An 18,266-nucleotide genomic window follows, 5' to 3' on the forward strand; every position below is an offset into this window, starting at 1 on the left:
TTAAAACATTTTTATATATTTGCCCAATCCTTCTTCAATGCAAAAGAAAACACTTCTTGACGGACAAAAAATTCAGATTACAATTAAGAGGCTTTGCCATCAATTAATTGAAAACCACGACGATTTCGCGAATACCGTTTTAATTGGCATCCAGCCGAGGGGTATTTTTTTGGCAGACCGCATCCACCAGGAACTTGAGCAAATCCTAAAAAACAAGAAAATATTAAAGGGAAACCTTGATATTACTTTTTTCAGGGACGATTTCCGCCGTAAGGATGGTTTGGTTACCGCTAGCAGCAACTCGATCGATTTTATCATCGAAGGCAAAAAAGTAATCTTAATTGATGATGTACTTTGGACAGGCAGAACCATCAGGGCGGCACTTGATGCCCTGCTTGCTTACGGCCGACCAGAGAAAGTGGAACTTTTGGTTTTAATAGACCGGAGGTTTAGCAGGCATTTACCTATCGAACCCGATTACATTGGGCATCAGGTAGATAGCTTAAATTCGCAACAGGTAAAAGTAACCTGGGCGAGCGAAGGAAGTGAAGACAAAGTGATTTTAATATCGGAAAACAATAAATAAAAATGGCAGCAGAAAAACTATCAACCCGACATCTTTTAGGCATTAAAGATATTAACCGGAATGATATCGAATTAATTTTCGAAACTGCAGATAATTTCAAGGAAGTGATTAACAGGCCGATCAAAAAGGTGCCTTCGCTTCGTGATATTACCATTGCCAACATTTTCTTCGAAAACTCTACCCGTACCAAACTTTCTTTCGAACTGGCTGAAAAAAGGCTTTCGGCAGATGTGGTTAATTTTGCAGCTTCCTCGTCATCGGTAAGCAAAGGCGAAACATTAATTGATACGGTGAACAACATCTTATCAATGAAAGTTGATATGGTGGTGATGCGACACCCTTACGCCGGCGCAGGTCAGTTTTTAAGTAAACACGTAAAAGCACAAATTGTAAATGCAGGCGACGGTGCGCACGAGCACCCTACCCAGGCTTTGCTTGATGCTTTCTCGATCCGCCAGAAACTGGGCGATGTGGCAAGCAAAAAAGTGGTAATTGTGGGCGATATCCTTCACTCGCGTGTAGCGATCTCCAATATCCTTTGCTTACAGCGTTTAGGTGCCGAGGTTATGGTTTGCGGACCAACAACCTTAATCCCAAAACACATCCATCAACTTGGAGTAAAGGTTGAGCATAACCTTATTAAAGCACTGAATTGGTGCGATGTAGCAAATATGCTACGTATCCAATTAGAGCGTCAGGACATTAAATATTTTCCATCTTTAAGGGAATACGCCATGATGTATGGCCTAAACAAACAGATCTTAGATAACCTAGATAAAGAAATCATCGTAATGCATCCAGGCCCTATTAACCGTGGTGTGGAAATTACCAGCGATGTGGCCGACAGCAAACAATCTATCATTTTAGAACAGGTAGAGAATGGAGTTGCGGTGAGAATGGCAGTGTTGTATTTACTGGCAAGCCAGGGGTAGGTTAGTTCAATCGTTCATTGGTCATTGGTTTATTTGTGCAGAGTCCATAATCTAGCATCTTGCCAAAAGGACTAAGTCCAGCGTCTTTATAGAAATGCATTGGTAAATAGTCCATTACTAATAGTCTATGGCGATTAACCAGTTTATATGATTGACCAATTAATCCTTCTACTAGATTGCTTTGTTGGATGAAAAGCCTAGCAATGACGGATGCGGCGGTACCAATGAACTATTGACAAATGAACCAGTGAACCTCTACCAGATGCGGCAGTGCTAATGACAACTGAACCAATGAACCTCATCATTTTTCAACATTCGTCTACTCCCTAATACCAAACCAAAAATCCCGTCGTTAATTTGTGTTATTAACAGATGTTAATTACTTCTGTTGATAAGCTTTGATACTATTTCTAATTTAGTACCAACCATATTTGAAACCAATGCAGAAAAAATACTTACTAATTCCGCTACTTTTAGCAGGAAGTTTTAGCACCTACGCTCAGGTTAGCGCTGTGCAGAACCTCAACAAAAACTATCAAACGGGCTTAGAATTATTAGACAAAGAGAAATACACTGCAGCTGCACAACAGTTTAAACTAGTTGAGCTGCAACGTTATAAACCTTCTACCCAAACAGAGAGCAATGCCGAATTATCTTTATTAAAAGAGAACGCAAAATTTTATGCAGCAGTTTGCGCTTTAGAGTTGACCAATGCTGATGCCGAAAGTTTGTTCCAGGCATTTATCCGAGATTATCCGTTAAATCCGAACACCAAACTGGCTTATTTCTACGTTGGAAAAACCTATTTCAACCAGAAAAATTATAAAAAAGCTTTAGAGTGGTTCGAAAAAACAGATCCTTCTACCCTTTCTGGCAAACAACGGAACGAGTACCAGTTTAAACAGGGTTATGCTTATTTTGAGTTAAAGGATTACGAAAAAGCAGAGCCTTTATTCGAAAAAGTTAAAAAAGAGGAAGGCGATTTTCAGGAAAGTGCCACCTACTATTTTGCCTACATCAACTACTTAAACAAGGAGTATAAAACGGCATTGGCCAATTTCGAAAAGTTAAAAGGCTCTCCTACTTACGAAGCAAGTTATCCGTATTACATTACTTCGATGTACTATTTGGATGAGCGTTATGATGATGTAATCAGCTATGCTTTGCCTGCCATGCAAAAAACCAAACAACAGTTCGAGCCCGAAATGTTGAGCCTGGTAGCGGCATCTTACTTCGCAAAATCTGAATTTAAAAATGCTGAAAAATACTTTGCAGAATATTATGCAAAAGATAAAAGCGAAACCAAAAATAACCTGTTCATTTATCAGTACGGTTACTCTTTATTTCAGAATAAAAAGTACAAAGAATCGATCAGCGTTTTAGAAAAACTAAATAACGACGACATTTATCTGCAAAACGGTATGCTTACCCTGGGTAAGGATTTTATCCAGTTGGGCGACAAACAAAAAGCACAAAGTGCATTTTTCAGGGCTTCGCGTTTAAGTTTTGATAAAGTGATCCAGGAAGAAGCATGGTTAAATTATGCCAAGTTAAGCTACGAGCTCGAATTTCACCAACAGGCTTTAGAGGCTACGCAGGGCTTCTTAAAAACCTTCCCGAAATCGCGCAAAATAAATGAAGCCAAAACCCTATTGGGCGAGGTGTTATTAACCACTAAAAACTATCAGGCCGCTGTAGATATTTTGGAGCCAATCCCTGATAAAACATTGGAGGCTAAAGAAGCTTATCAGAAGGTGACTTATTTCCGCGGATTGGAGTTTTATAACGAAAGGGCATTTCCTAATGCTTTATCGATGTTCCTACGCTCTGAGAAATTCCCAGAAGATAATGAGATCAATGCATTGAACACTTACTGGAAAGCAGAATCGATGTACGAGCTGCGCAAGTTCGGAGAAGCGGTTAGCACTTTCGAAAAATTCTTAAAAATGCCGGATGCTGATAAAACCGGTGTTTACAATTTTGCAAATTATGCTTTGGCGTATGCTGCTTTCGAAGATGAAAAATACAGCAAAGCAGCTAATTATTTCGAAAAATTCCTGGCAGGTAACGATAAAGATCAGAAAACAATTGATGATGCTACCATCCGTTTAGCCGATTCATATTTCGTAAATAAGAATTACGGTGATGCGATGGCGAATTATAATAAGATCATCAGCCGCAAAACCACTTCTGAAGATTACGCGACTTTCCAAAAAGGGATGATTCAGGGTTTGGAGAATCAATATGATGCAAAAATTGCTACGATGCAAAGTTTGTTAAATGCCTTTCCAAATTCAAACTACGCAGATGATGCCGGTTTCGAAACAGCCTATACTTATTTCAATAAGGGTGATTTTGATAAATCTAAATCAGATCTTGTTGCATTGGTAGCTAAATATCCACGCAGCAGTTATGTAGCAAAAGCTTTGGTTACCATTGGTTTGGTGCAATATAACCAGGATCAGGACGATGCAGCTTTGGAATCGTTTAAAAAAGTAATCCGCGATTATCCAACTGCCGACGAAGCTAAACAGGCCATGGAATCGATTAAGAACATCTATGTAGACCGTGGCGATGCGAACGGATTTATCACTTATGCAGCCACTACCCCACTTGGAAATTACTCTGGCTCAGAGCAGGATAACATTGTTTTTGCGGCAGCCAATAACACTTATTTAAAAGGTGATGCAAACGGTGCATTCCAGGCGGTAAATGCTTATTTTGATAAATTCCCTAAAGCCATACATGAGAAAGAAGCCAAATTTATCAGGGCCGAATCATTGGTTAAACTGGGTCGTCCGGATGAAGCAATCCCTGACTATGAGTTTATCTTAAACGATTGGACCAGCGATTATACTGAACGTTCGTTAGTGAGTATTTCTCAATTGTTCTTAAATCAGAAGAAATACAACGAGGCAATTGTTTACCTGAAAAGGTTAGAAACCACGACCGATTATAAATCGCACTATAGCTTTGCCATCAATAACCTGTTAAAGGCTTACACGGCTTTAAACATGCCTGATGACATGCTAAAATATGCACAGTTGACTAAAGATTCTGAAAAAGCATCAGAGGAAGAAAAAAACAGTTCGAGTTTATATTCAGGTAAAGCTTATCTGTTAAAAGGTGATACCACCACTGCAATTAAAGAGTTTAAAAATGTGGTTGCCAAAACAAAAACCATTGCTGCTGCTGAAGCGAAATACAACCTGGCTTTATTGGAATACAATAAGCGTGATTTCAAAACTTCATCAAAAACCTGTTTTGATGTGATTAACAACATGGCCGCTTACGATTATTGGGTAGCCAAGGCATTTATCCTTTTATCTGATAACTACGTTGCCCTGAAAGACAATTTGCAGGCAAAGAGCACACTTCTAAGTATAATTGATAATTACGAAGGCAAGGATGATATTATCCCTACTGCCAAAGAAAAACTAGAAAAACTAAACCAGAAGAAGTAGCATTATGAAATCGATTAAATATATATATAGTTCACTGTTTTTTTTAGCTGCTGGATTAATGACTGCGCAGGCGCAGGATAAAAAGCCTGAAGAAAAAGGCGTGGTTAACGAAGAGATCGAAGTGGTACGCCCATATAAACCAATTTTAGCTGAGGCGGTGAAGTTGAGAAGAAGTCCGAACCTGGATGACGTTAAAACCTATAAAGCAAAACTGAACTATAGCATTTTGGATAGAAAATTAGAGCTGAACAGCGATATCCAAAAATTACAGGCCCAGGCCCTTGCCGAAGAAAAAGCAAGCATTTTGGTAAACAACTATGTTAAAGGTGCATTTGGTTCGTTAGCAACACTTTTAGGCGAAGCTTATTTTAACACCGGAAAGGACGAAGGTTTACAGCTTGGTGGATATTTTAAACACTTTAGTCAGGAAGGAAAGCTGAACAAACAGAACAGCAGTAACCAGCAGTTAAGCGTTTTTGGCAGAAGCATTTTAGATCAGAATACTGTTAGCGGTAAAATTAGTTTTGAGCGTAACGGTACTTATTTTTATGGCATAGACGATAGCAGACCAACGCTAAATCCAAATCCAGACAAACAGGCCTTAACCACCATCGAACTGGAAGGCGAACTGGTAAAAAACTTTACCGAAGATGAAGATGCGTTCAGCTATGCTTTAAAAGCCAATGGCTACATCTGGAACGATAAATTTAGCGCCAAAGAAAATTACCTGAGTTTAAATGGTTATGTAAACAAACGCATTAATTCGTTAAACCTGGGTTTAGCCGCATCAACCGAATTCGGCAATAGTAAAGATGCTTTAACCAGCGTTGGCAATAACCTTTTGCGTTTAAACCCTTATATCCGTTTACAGGTTAAAGGGGCTAAAATTACAGCAGGTATTAATTTTGTACAGGAATTTGGTGCAGTAAGCAGCTCTAAAATATTCCCTGCGATTACTGCCGATTTCACCCTGATCCCTGATTATTTACAGGTTTTTGGTGAAGTTAAAGGTGATGTGAACAGAAACTCGTTAAAAAGCTTTACGGATGAAAACCCGTGGTTAAATAGCAATGCAGTGATTAAAAACACCGTAGAAAAATTAAGCTTCAGTGCAGGTATCAAAGGCACCGGCGGTCCGGGTTTTGGCTATAAAGCGCGTGTATATGTTAAACAGTTTGATGATATGCCATTGTTCGTAAACAATTTTACTGACTTTAATAAGTTTGACGTGATCTACGATTTCGGTAAAACGAAATTAACCGGTTTAGAAGGTGAAATCTCTATACAGGTAAGTGATGCTTTAAAGTGGACGGGTAAATTAAACCTTGATGACTGGAAACCTGCTTCTGAAACTTACTCTTGGTTTAAACCGGGTTTAAAAGTAAGTTCGAACTTTGTGTACACCTACAACAAAAAACTAAGTTTTAATGCAGCTGTAGTAATACAGGATGATGTAAAAGCAAAAGTATATACAGGTGCTCCTGTCCCTGCTTCACAATATGTAATTCCCAACACCAACATAGAGCTTATTGAAACAGTTAAAGGATATGTAGATTTAGGCCTCGGTACAGAATATAGGATCAACAATAAATTCTCTGTTTTTGCCAAAGCAAATAATATCTTAAATAAAAATTACAGTAGATACTTGTATTACCAGGCAAATGGATTTAATATTTTCGGTGGATTGACTTATTCTTTTTAGGAAAATCCTTATCCAAACAATAAGTGCCTTCCGAAATTGGGAGGCATTTTTTGTTTGGGGTTCTTAATAAGATCGTCATTCCGAACCCGATGGTTATCGGGTTAATTGAGAATATTTTACCTATCGGTTGGTATCTCGCCGATCGAAACTGTACCAGTATAAAAGATAACTTGAACAAAGTTTTCTATTTGGTTGGTGAGACGCCGACCAATTGAATAATGCCATCATAAATGTATTGGTTTTATTGAGGCAAAAAATTTACCTCTTTAGCCAAAACCATTTATCTTTAAAAAGATTTGCGTTTGTTTAACTAAATGAACTTCCCAAAGCGATCTGAATACCTATAAATTACTCAAATGAAAATATTTAATGTACAGCCTATCCGGATAGATGAATACATCTATAACAACGAACATTTGGCAGAAAGCAAAACTAATTGGGGCTATTCATCTGGTTTTGAGATTACCGGCGAAAAGGTTGATTCGTTAAACACCATGTACATCACGTTCAATATCATTTATGATATAGGAGGTAAGAATGAAAAAGAAGTTGTTACCCAAACTGGTCCGGGCCAGTACAGTGTCGAAATTTCATTTGAAGCAGGCGACGATATATTCATCTCCTATAAGAGTTCCTGTCAGTTTAACTTCGAAAGTGAAGGCCTGGATGCCGACCTAGCTTCGCTAACTGATTTTCTTACAAACTATGATACACATACCAAATTATTCTTTAGTGAATATGGATATAAACCCTTAATCAGTGTAGAGGAAGAAACCCGTAACTACAATACCTTCGCTGATTGTGCTAAAATAGCCATCGAAAACCTACGTAGCAACAATATGTATGCATTTTAACCCTGGTTCTTTTACCTATCGGTTGGTGTTCCACCGACCGATAGTTTACCGGCATAAAAGATAGATTGAATAAAGTTATCTTCTTGGTTGGTGAGACACCGACCAATAGAATAGGGTACAAAGAGCGCCAACTTGGACGTACAAATTATTTTCGTCCAAATCATCCATCATACATTTCCCATCTTACATCCTTTTCCCTCACTTATCCCACCACACCCTCGCCGTAAGCACATCCCCGCCAACTATCCTGGCCACCGCATCTTTATAATTTTGCGGGTTGTTCAGGATTTCTGTAGAGAGGTAAATCAGGCGCCTTGGTATGGTGCCATTGGTTACATTGCCCTTATAATTTACAGGTACAAGTTTAGGGTAACCGCTTCTTTTCCAGTTTAACCAAGCCTCAATAAAATTAAAATCGGTTCCAGTGGTTACCCAATATTGCGTATTGATGGCATTTAACGAATTTTCCGTACTCGTCTCGTCAAGTGGGTTTTGATTTACAAAGTCAATAATTTTATTGGCTTCAACCGCAGCCAGGGGATCCAATTGTGCTAAAGATTGGATGGCTCCTGTTAGTCCGTTGCTATAATGCAGCTTTGCAGTTCCTTCCACATTCCAACCCCTTACCTTGGCTTCGGCTAGTAGAAATTCAATTTCGGCATAACTCAGGATAAAAATCGGCCCACCCAATTTCAGGTACATTCCGGTGCGTGGCCTCGAGTATTTACCCAATGGTGCAAAATCACTTCCGCTGCCCGTACCACCCGGGTATTCTGGCGAACGGCTGATATCGGTACTTCCCCCTTGCAGGTCATACCCATTTGGCATGCCCAATTGAACATTGGCATCGCTATTTCCCGTCAGGTTCTGATCTGCATTTTTTGCCAGTCCATCTTTCGGTATTTCACCGATAATACCCAGCCTTGGATCGTTGGTATTTTTAAGCTGATCGATCAAAGTTTTGCTCCAGCGCACTTCCAGGTAATCAGAATAGGTGCGTAAGGCCAACGAAGTACCATTCTGACTGCTAAAAGAAGAAGCATCGGTTAACAGTATTGCATTATCATTGATGCTTTGAAAAGTCTTACCGGCAGCTTTCTCTGCCCACACTCTGGCCTTTTCAGGGTTAGCTTTGGTCAAACGCATGGCCACCCTTAACATTAAAGAGTAGCCAAACTTTTTCCATTTGTTAATGTCGCCTTTATAAAAAAGATCGGCAGTTGGCAATGGTTTCTCTGCATCCAGTTGTTGCGTGGCCGCATCAAGATCATTCAGCATCGCAGTATAAATATCTTCCTGACGATCGTAAACCGGATATTTAATGCCTTCCATGGCTTTAACAGCCTGGCTGTAGGGCACATCGCCGTAAGTATCGGTAATCCGTTGCAAAATCAGCACGAACATGATATCGCCTATTGCAATCAGGTTTTGATAAGCAACAGGATCTTTTAACCTGGCCAAACGCTGCATTTCCCTGATGTAGGAAGCATCCATATAACCTTCGTCAAAAATACGTCCCTGATAATCGGTAAAACTGCCAACATTGATGTATTTATCGCCATTGTTATAATAATAATAGGTTGAGGCCAGCAATTGCATCATGGTACTTTGGTACAATAGCTGATAATAACCCAAATTAGCATATTTTAACTGCGCCTGCGCCAGCAAACTGTTGGGATCGTAATTGTTTTCGGTAAGTTTGGTCGGGTCGGTATTAATTTCATCGAGCTTTGCCTTTGAACAACCGCCTAACAACATCACTAAGAATAAACCCAAAACATAAAAACCCTTCCTCACCATCTTATTTGAATTTAAAGTTAAAGTTGATCCCAAAAGTACGGGCGGCTGGTAATGAAGCGCCTTCTATCCCGGCATAACCTAAAGTTGGCGAAAACTGAGATTCAGGATCTATATTTTCACTGTATTTTAGCAATGTAAACAGATTTCTCGCCACCAGGTCAATCGCTACACTACTAAAAGGAGTTCTTTTTAAATAACGTGGATTAAAGTTATAACCCAATGTAGCCTGCCTTAATTTGATAAAACTACCGTTAAGCACCGATAATGCAGAAATATTGGTAGCCAGTTCGGGATAATAGGCATAAGCAGGTACATTTATCGTATTTTTTTGCCCGTTTTCCAGCACGCCATCAGCTACAATACCCGTTTCCCTGCCTACCAAAGTAGCTTTGTTTAAGCCCTGCACATAACTGTAATAAGCAGTTGCGGATAAGATTTTATTGCCAAAACGGTAATCAATCAAAAAAGAAAAACTAAATTGTTTGTAGTTAAAACTGTTAGTGATCCCGCCATATAAATTTGGGATCGTACTGCCCATGGGGATAAAGTTTCCCCTTTTAGGTATGCCATCCGAACCGATAACCACATTTCCATTGGCATCGCGTAAATAATCGTAAGCCATAATCTGCGTAATCGGCTTTCCCACTACGAGCGCTGTATTGGCGTTTAAAGGTCGGTAGGTACCCGTTAATGTATAATTGCTGTTGCCATCGATTGAAAGCAGTGTATTTTTCACCTTGGTCATGTTTAGGTTGACCTGCCACTTTGCATTTTTGGTGAGGATCGGCGTATAACCCAAAGCCAGCTCGATACCTGCGTTCCGGGTTTCGCCAAGGTTAACATAAGCGGAGGTAAAACCTGTGGTAACCGATTGTTTGGCATTGATAATTTCGTTGTGGGTAAGGCGGTTAAAATAGGTAAAATCGATATCCAGGCGGTTATTAAAAAATTTAAGATCAAGACCAGCCTCTATTTCGTTCAAAGTAAAAGGCTTTAGGTTGTAATTGGGCAGATCGCCTGAAAAACCACCTACCGGAACACCGTTTACCTGATTATCTACCGTGTAATAAATCTGCGTGGTGTAAGGCACAATGGGTTCACCGCTTGTTTTAGCAAAATCGAGTCTTAATTTACCAAAATCGAGCCCTTTTATTTTTAAAAGATCCGAAAATATAAAACTGCCTGATACCCCGGGTACAAATATGCCACGGTTATGGGCGGGTAAAGTTGAATAGATATCATAACGGCCTGTAACAGAAAAATTCATAAAACGATTATAACTGAGATCAGCAGTGTAATAAGCAGATTCGGTTACAATTCTCGATATGCCCAGTGTTTTTGTACTGGTGATGAGGTTTTCCGGAACGTACAGATAAGGAATCTTAAATTGTGAACCGACTAATTTCTCATTTGTACCCCTTCTATTGCGGTAATTTGCACCCAAAGAAAGTTCGAAGCTTAGTTTATCGCTGAGGTCGTGTGTGGCGCTGAATAAAATATCACTGTTCAGTTCGGAAGTATGATTTTGATTGTACGCATTTATGCCACCCTGTCTGTTGATCGAGAAAGCCGTTCCGGTAGGCAAAATACTCACCACTTCATCTTTACTGGAATCGTAGCCAATCCTGCCCTGAAGTGATGCCCAGCTGGCCAGCTGATATTTTAATACCGCCGAAGTGATATAACGGTTCCTGGTGGCATAATCAGCCTGTTTGTTCATTAAAAAATAAGGATTGGTTTTATATTCGTCGGCATTCCAACGGCTTTCAAAACCTGTTTCAGCATCAAAACCCGGCGCTAAAATAGATTGATCTAAGCTGGTAGCCAGTGCAGAAATCCCATAATTGGCATTTAAAGGACCATCACTTAAATAACTTTTGTTCTTATTTTTTTCGTAAATGTAATTTCCGGTGAGGCTAAGCGAGAGCTTTTTGCTTAAAGCTACCGTCCCATAAAAATTAAATGTTTTACGGTTTAAAGCACTGTTAATCAGCAGCGAACTATAATCTAAATTAGAAGCTGAAATGCGGTAATTATTCCGGTTATTTCCACCCACAAGCGATAAGGTATTGATAAAAGCAGGCGCAGTACGGTAAAAATTCTGGATATTGTTTCTAACCGGCAAATATGGACGCATAGAACCATCAACCTGAACGCTCGGCTTCCCGTCCATCATTTCTCCCCAGCTCAATAAACTGGTAGAAATGGCATTGTACTGATCAGTAGGCCGTTTATTCTGCGCACCCTGGCCATAGGTATACTGAAAATCGGTAGAATTTACAGGGAGATCTAAAGATAGATTGGTATTGTATTCCAGTTTAGCATTGGTATTTTCTCCACCTCCTTTCAGGTTAATGAGGATTACGCCATTAGCTGCCCTTGCACCATATAAAGCAGAAGCAGCCGAACCTTTTAATATCGTGATGGTTTCAATATCATCTGGGTTAATGTTGCTGATGCCGTCGCCATAATCAGCCCCGCCATATTCGTTTGCACTGCCCCTGATGCTGTTATCAATAGGTACGCCATTTACAATAAATAAAGGTGAAGCCGCTGTCATGCTCGAAACCCCGCGGATCAGTACACGTGCGGCAGAGCCTGGTCCACCGTTTACACCCGTAATATTAAGCCCGGCTACCCTGCCTTGTAAAGCCATAATCATATTACTTTCCCTGGCTTTGGCAATGGAAGACCCTTTGATGGTGGTTAAAGCGTAACCCACTTTTTCATTGTCTTTTTCAATTCCCAACGCTGTAATAACTACTTCCTTTAAAAAACGGACACTATCTGCATTCAATTTTCCTTCCGTATTTTTTCTGATCACGATTAAATTATTAGGAAGTACTGAATAGGTAAAACCTGTATTGAGCAGTAACTGTTCAATAACTTTTATAGCTTCCACTTCTTCTACCTTAACGGATACGTGATGTGTTGGAATTTTGGATTCGCTGTAGGCAAAACGGTAAACAGTTTGGTTCTGTATCGCTTCAATTATCTTTTCGAAACTGGCATCGTTAAAATTCAGGGTAACTTTGGTTTGCGCAGAAGCACACAGCGGAAAAATTAATCCAATTAACAATATGATCCGCTGCACAAAATTCATGGCAACAAATATACATGGCTAAAGTGTTGTGTGCTAACGGTAGATATACACATTTTTGCCCTTTACCGAATAATTGAAGTTTTCGATGAGTTTTAGCACGTTTAAGGCTTCGGTAAGACTTTCTTTTTCGAAATGACCGGTAAACTGAATTGCTTTTAGTTCTGGTTCTTTAAAGTTTACTTTTATGCCATACCAGCGCTCAAAAAGCTTGGCTACTTCATCAAAACGGTTATTTTTAAAGATCAGTTCATGGTTAAGCCAGGCCGTTTCAACTATTTTATCTGCTCCTGCCCCGTTGAAAAGCGTCAGCTGACTTACGCTTCCTTTGCCATTAGATAAAATAAATTTATCATTCGGTTTTAAAATAAAAGTTTGGTCGCTATTATTTTCCAGCGATACCGATACCTTTCCCCTGATCAAAGTGGTTTCGGTAAAAGTATCGTTTTTGTAGGCTTTTACATCAAATTGAGTACCCAGCACTTTTATTGCTAGCTGTTCTGTATGTACGATAAATGGATGTGCCGCATCTTTTTGCACCTCAAAAAAGGCCTCACCCGACAGATAAACCTCCCTGGTATCATTTTTAAACCGGGCCGGATATTTTAAGCTGCTGCCCGCATTGATTTTTACAGTAGAGCCATCGGCCAATACAATGGTTTTAACCTCAGCAGCTTTGGTTTGTACGCTTAATAAATCAGGTTGCGTAGAGAAAATGTTTCCCCGGTTGTAAAGGAGAACCGCAGCCAAAGCAATTGCTAAAACGGCAGCAATTTTTAGCCAGATGTAAGAAGATTTACTTTTACGAACGATTAAATTCGATTCTCCTGGAATATTAATCTGGCTTTTGATCCGCTCAAAAACGGGATCTATATTTTCATCTTCAACAGTTTCAGACTCAAAATAGGTAAGTAACACATCATGTTCTTTTTTCAGCGCTGCATTATCGGCCAAAATCGATTTCAGCTCAATAGATTCATCCGGCGAAATTTCTCCGGCCAATTGTTTTCCAAGCAATTCTGTAAATCTTTGATCTGTCATTTTGTGTTCCGTCCTTTATGATATGTTCCTTTTTATGAGAAAATTGCCTACAAGAAATATAAAAAAGATAAAGTTCCCACTAAGATAACCAGCGAGATCATTTTTCCAAGCTTTTTTTCATCTGTACCACTGTCTTTTAAAGGTTGCAGCACAATCCGCAGTTTTGCGATGGCCCTGAACAATTGTGTTTGCACCGTTCGTGGTGAAATATTCAACAGTTCGGCCACCTCCTTATATTTCATTCCGCTTTCTTTGATCAGCCTGAAAACCGTTGCTGCCTGTGGCGCCAAACCTGCAATGGCCAGGTCGAGTTGCCTGTGCAGTTCTTTGGTCTCGATAATATATTCGGGGGTTTGCATATTCACCGAAACATCATCTTCTGTATCAACTAAATCGATAAACGTAACCGATGAATTTTTTTTAAGGTATTTAAGTGATTGATTTTTTACCGCGATAAAAAAGTAGCTTTCAGGATTGAGCACATGGGTACTTTCCTTCCGGTTTTCCCAACATTTAACAAATACTTCAGTAACAATATCTTCCGCAGCCTGCCTGTCGGTTACATAATAAATGGAAAATTTAAGCAGCCTGCCATACAGAAAGCGATAAAGCTGCTCAAAGGACGTTATATCATCTTCGAGACAAATCTTCTTCCATAAAACGACTAGATCTGGCTTGACTGCTTTCAACTTGGTTAGTTTTTGAATCAAATGTAAGGTAATAAAAAATATTTCATAAAAAAATCTTGCTGCTGTAGGCAATTTGACAAAAAAAAGGGTTCTTCTTTTAGTGCCCTTCCCGGCACAAGCCATTTATAGATCTATAGAAGCAGAAGCAATGAATAAAATCAATTATGTGCTGGGCATTGATATTGGGGGATCGCATATTACCGCGGCCGTAATCGATATGCAACAACGAAACATCCTTAAAAAGTCTTTTACCCGCGAACGTGTAGATTCGCATGGCGCAACCCAGCAAATTATCAAAACATGGGCCGATAACATCAAAGCGGCCTATAAAAAAGTTGACCAGGAAATTGGCTGTTTGGGCATTGCCATGCCCGGTCCTTTCGATTACGAAAATGGTATTTCTTATATTGCCGGAAACGATAAATATGCTGCATTTTATGGGCTCAACGTTAAAGAAATGTTGGCCAGCGAACTGCAGATCAGCAGCGATCAGATTTTATTGAGTAATGATGCTTCCTGTTTTTTAGCAGGCGAAGTTTTTGCGGGCGAAGCCCGTAATTACGCCAACCTCATCGGGATCACCTTAGGTACCGGTTTGGGCAGCGCGGTATGCGCAGAAGGAAAAATTACAGATGCCAATTTGTGGTGTGCCCCTTTTTTGGATGGCATAGCCGAAGATTACCTCTCTACACGATGGTTTTTAAAACGTTATTACGAGCTTAGCGGATTAAACATTTTAAATGTTCGCGAACTTACCCTGCTTTACGACGAAAGTCCAACGGTGCGAAAAGTATTTACAGAGTTTAGCCAAAACCTTGGACTTTTTTTAAAAGGTTTTCAACAGGATAATGCAGCAGAGGCGATAATAATTGGCGGTAATATTGCCAATGCTTCCAGTCGTTTTATCCCCGGAGTGATTAAATACCTTCAATCGCAAGGCATTAATTGCCCGATCCATATTTCCGAACTGAATGAAGATGCTGCCCTTGTTGGCGCTGCAGGCTGCTGGGCTAAGGAGAATAAAGAAGCAGCGGAAAAAATATAAATGAAGCACAGGCCTGAGCGTTAATTTATTTTATAAACCAATATTATCGACAGGAAAGTATATTATGCTAGCCCCTCTGCGATACGTCATTCCCAACTTTGATTGGGAATCTTAATGTAATATGCTTTAAGATTCCCGCCTGCGCGGGAATGACGATCGCACTAATGCCTTTTGTCTATTATAGTCTTGTTAAAGATTCTTTTATCATTAATTACGCATCACGCCTGCTCTCCACCGTATAAACAAAACTATCTGCCAGGTAATAGCCCAAATTATATTCGATGGGCCGGTCGCCCTGGTCAAAAACATAACGTTTTCTAAAAAGCAAAGGGCTTCCAACTTCTACATCCAGTTTCGAAGCAATAAATTTATCGGCAGCTTTAGCGCTTATTTCTTCTTTTGATAGATCAGCAATGATGGAATGGTCTTTCTCCAAAATCTCGTACAGCGGACGTTTAAAATCTTCGTCGCCTGTAAGCCCGATGCGCGGGTGAAAATAAGAGATAAAATAAACAAAAGCCCCTTCTGCTTTCCCCCTCAAACGCTCTAACTTCAATACTTTTTTATCCGTAGCGATATCAAAAAAATGGGCCAGTTTCTCATCAGGGAATACCCAGCTGATGTGAAGTTCGAAATTCTTGATCGGAATGCCTCTTGCCTGCATTTCTTGCGAAAAACTTAACCAATTACTCGCTTTAGAGCTAACCGAAACTTCTGCAACCTTGGTACCGATGCCTTTTTTGCGAATCAGCAAACCTTCATAAACCAGTTTATTTAATGCTTGCCTAAGGGTGGTTCTGGATATTGCCAATTGTTTAGCCATGTCGACCTCATTCGGCAGAAATTTGGTGGCATATTCGGGATCTTTAATCAGGTTCCGCAATAATTCTTCTGCCTGAATGTGTAAAGGCACAGGGCTTTTATGATCAATTGAAAATTTCATTTTTTTATCATGCATCTCTTTAGGCAACAAGAAATGCGAAATGCATCCTAGCAAAGATAAAAAAAGCGCTTATAAACAGAAACATTATGTATGTATATAGCCTTTAAAGTAAAACGATATTTTCAGATCACTTCTCCTGGAAATAATTAGATCAACCTAAATCAAAGCCTTATTGAAACAGAAAATAAGAATTATTTTAAAATATTAGGATATATGTACATACATATATACATTTGTTATAAAACAATGATATTGTCCAATTTATGGAAGTAAAAAATAACGTTCAGGAAACACCCGTAATTAACAAATGGAGAAAAAGCGGTGAAAGGATTTTGCCAGAAAAGATTGATCATTTTAATCAACCCGAAAATGGCTATAACCTGTACCCTGTACATCCTTTAGGCAACAACAAAATATTTAATGATTATTCGTCACTGGCATCTTGGATTATTGAACAGGAAACGGTAATTATTGATGGTTATATAGGCGTTTTCTGGCAAGAGGTAGAATTGCTTTTGCAACAGGAGTTTGAGAAAAAGAATGTAAAGGTTAACTGGATCCGTTTCTCAGACCATATCAAGCCAACCCACGAAATTGCTCAATTGGTCAATCCTTTTCTGGGAGAAACCAAAAGCGTTTGGGGCAAAAAATCCACCCTCCAACTCGAAGATTTTTTTGAAAGCGGGTACCGCTCTATCCAACCCGATGTTGAATGCGAAGTAAATATTGTAATCGGAATCGGTGCTGCATTAATCGATTGGAATGCCCCTATCATTTACCTCGAAATCCCTAAAAACGAAATTCAGTACCGAATGCGTGCCAACGCGCTTAGCAACCTCGGGGCAGATAAGCCCGCAAGTGCTGCTGAAATGTACAAAAGATTTTATTTTGTAGATTGGGTGGTACTTAATGACCATAAAGCTCAAATTTTAAATGGGATCAGTCTGGTTGCCGATGTACAACATAAAAGTTCAGTAAATTGGGTTATAGCAAAAGACCTGAAAGAAGGCTTAAAACACATTAGTCAATCTCTATTCCGTGTTCGGCCGTGGTTTGAAGCCGGCGCGTGGGGTGGCCATTGGTTACAGGAAAACATTGAGGGGCTCAATAAAAACGAAGTAAACTACGCCTGGTCTTTTGAACTTATTGTGCCTGAAAATGGCATTGTTTTCGAAAGTAATGGTAACCTGCTGGAAGTTGCCTTTGATTTTTTAATGTTAACCGAAAATCAATCGGTACTGGGCAAACATTCATCAATTTTCGGAACTGAATTTCCGATCAGATTTGACTTTCTGGATACCATGGATGGCGGAAATCTTTCTGTTCAATGCCACCCATCGTTAAAATACATTAGGGAAGAATTTGGTGAAAACATTACCCAGGATGAAACTTACTATATTTTGGAGTGTAATGAGGATGCTAAAGTTTACCTGGGTTTCCAGGAAGATATTAACCCGATTGAATTTAATAAGGCATTAATTAATAGTCAGCAATTAAGCCAGGAAATAGACATCGAAAAGTATGTGCAGGTACACGATGCGAAAAAACATGATCTTTTTTTAATTCCAAATAGCACGGTGCATAGTGCCGGAGCCAATAACTTAGTACTCGAGATTAGTGCAACACCCTACATCTTTACCTTTAAAATGTACGATTGGCTCCGTTTGGGATTAGATGGCCAGCCGCGGCCCATTAATATTGAACATGCTTTTAAAAACCTAAATTTCGATAGAAAAGGAATTGTGGTTACTGATACCCTGATTGCTAAACCAGCAGTGATTGAAAAAGGGGAAGACTGGGCGTTAATTCACCTTCCAACCCATCAGGAACATTTTTATGATGTTCACCGACTGGAATTCGATACGGAGATTACAGTAAAAACAAACGATGTTTGTCATATACTGATGCTTGTAGAAGGTTCTTCCATCAAAGTAAAAAATAAAGATGGCCAGGTTACTGATTTTCACTATGCAGAAACTTTTGTAATTCCTGCCGCAGCCGAAAGTTATACGCTAATTAATACCGGTGTGGGCAGGGCAAAAGTAATTAAGGCTTTTGTAAAAGATGACGTGAATTTTGGGGCGCTGTAATATAAGTGTTGACTAGCGGA

The 18,266-nt window shown here is 39.5% G+C and carries 12 protein-coding genes; 7 read left to right on the top strand and 5 right to left on the bottom strand.

Annotated elements, in window-relative coordinates; translation table 11 throughout:
- Nucleotides 1-37 precede the first annotated feature (37 nt).
- The 5 genes from pyrR (at nucleotide 38) to H9L23_RS15780 (ending at nucleotide 7,538) form a co-directional block, all read left to right on the top strand.
- Nucleotides 38-586, top strand: a complete 549-nt coding sequence (gene pyrR / locus H9L23_RS15760) for a bifunctional pyr operon transcriptional regulator/uracil phosphoribosyltransferase PyrR (protein ID WP_025144664.1) — start codon at nucleotides 38-40, stop codon at nucleotides 584-586.
- A 2-nt stretch (nucleotides 587-588) separates the two neighbouring features.
- The gene (locus H9L23_RS15765) at nucleotides 589-1,518 is read left to right on the top strand and encodes an aspartate carbamoyltransferase catalytic subunit (RefSeq protein ID WP_187591312.1); all 930 of its coding nucleotides are present in this window, start codon (nucleotides 589-591) and stop codon (nucleotides 1,516-1,518) included.
- Between the two features lie 440 nt (nucleotides 1,519-1,958).
- Entirely contained in the window at nucleotides 1,959-4,982 is a 3,024-nt protein-coding gene (locus H9L23_RS15770) for a tetratricopeptide repeat protein (protein WP_187591313.1), read from the top strand.
- Between the two features lie 4 nt (nucleotides 4,983-4,986).
- On the top strand, nucleotides 4,987-6,684 hold the full coding sequence (locus H9L23_RS15775; RefSeq protein ID WP_187591314.1) for a porin family protein: 1,698 nt from the start codon (nucleotides 4,987-4,989) through the stop codon (nucleotides 6,682-6,684).
- 356 nt (nucleotides 6,685-7,040) lie between these two features.
- Nucleotides 7,041-7,538: a hypothetical protein gene (locus tag H9L23_RS15780; protein ID WP_187591315.1), complete on the top strand. Its 498-nt coding sequence runs from the start codon at nucleotides 7,041-7,043 to the stop codon at nucleotides 7,536-7,538.
- Between the two features lie 198 nt (nucleotides 7,539-7,736).
- On the opposite strand, the gene H9L23_RS15785 is transcribed toward H9L23_RS15780, so the two are convergent.
- The 4 genes from H9L23_RS15785 to H9L23_RS15800 are packed head-to-tail and all read right to left on the bottom strand — an operon-like array spanning nucleotide 7,737 to nucleotide 14,168.
- Nucleotides 7,737-9,338 (bottom strand): SusD/RagB family nutrient-binding outer membrane lipoprotein, encoded by a 1,602-nt coding sequence (locus H9L23_RS15785; protein ID WP_187591316.1) that lies wholly within the window; start codon nucleotides 9,336-9,338, stop codon nucleotides 7,737-7,739.
- 1 nt (nucleotide 9,339) lies between these two features.
- Nucleotides 9,340-12,441, bottom strand: coding sequence for a SusC/RagA family TonB-linked outer membrane protein (locus H9L23_RS15790; RefSeq protein WP_187591317.1), 3,102 nt, complete (start codon nucleotides 12,439-12,441; stop codon nucleotides 9,340-9,342).
- Nucleotides 12,442-12,474: 33 nt separating this feature from the next.
- Nucleotides 12,475-13,479, bottom strand: coding sequence for a FecR family protein (locus H9L23_RS15795; protein WP_187591318.1), 1,005 nt, complete (start codon nucleotides 13,477-13,479; stop codon nucleotides 12,475-12,477).
- A gap of 47 nt (nucleotides 13,480-13,526) precedes the next feature.
- Entirely contained in the window at nucleotides 13,527-14,168 is a 642-nt protein-coding gene (locus H9L23_RS15800; RefSeq protein WP_187591319.1) for an RNA polymerase sigma-70 factor, read from the bottom strand.
- A 148-nt stretch (nucleotides 14,169-14,316) separates the two neighbouring features.
- Between H9L23_RS15800 and H9L23_RS15805 the strand changes: the two genes are divergently transcribed.
- Nucleotides 14,317-15,213 (top strand): ROK family protein, encoded by an 897-nt coding sequence (locus H9L23_RS15805; protein ID WP_187591320.1) that lies wholly within the window; start codon nucleotides 14,317-14,319, stop codon nucleotides 15,211-15,213.
- 211 nt (nucleotides 15,214-15,424) lie between these two features.
- Here H9L23_RS15805 and H9L23_RS15810 read toward each other — a convergent pair whose 3' ends face one another.
- Nucleotides 15,425-16,156 (bottom strand): GntR family transcriptional regulator, encoded by a 732-nt coding sequence (locus tag H9L23_RS15810; protein WP_187591321.1) that lies wholly within the window; start codon nucleotides 16,154-16,156, stop codon nucleotides 15,425-15,427.
- Nucleotides 16,157-16,419: 263 nt separating this feature from the next.
- On the opposite strand from H9L23_RS15810, the gene H9L23_RS15815 reads away from it, so the two are divergent.
- Entirely contained in the window at nucleotides 16,420-18,246 is a 1,827-nt protein-coding gene (locus H9L23_RS15815) for a class I mannose-6-phosphate isomerase (RefSeq protein ID WP_187591322.1), read from the top strand.
- Nucleotides 18,247-18,266 lie beyond the last annotated feature (20 nt).

It is taken from the genome of Pedobacter roseus, from assembly GCF_014395225.1.
Classification (GTDB): Bacteria; Bacteroidota; Bacteroidia; order Sphingobacteriales; family Sphingobacteriaceae; genus Pedobacter; species Pedobacter roseus.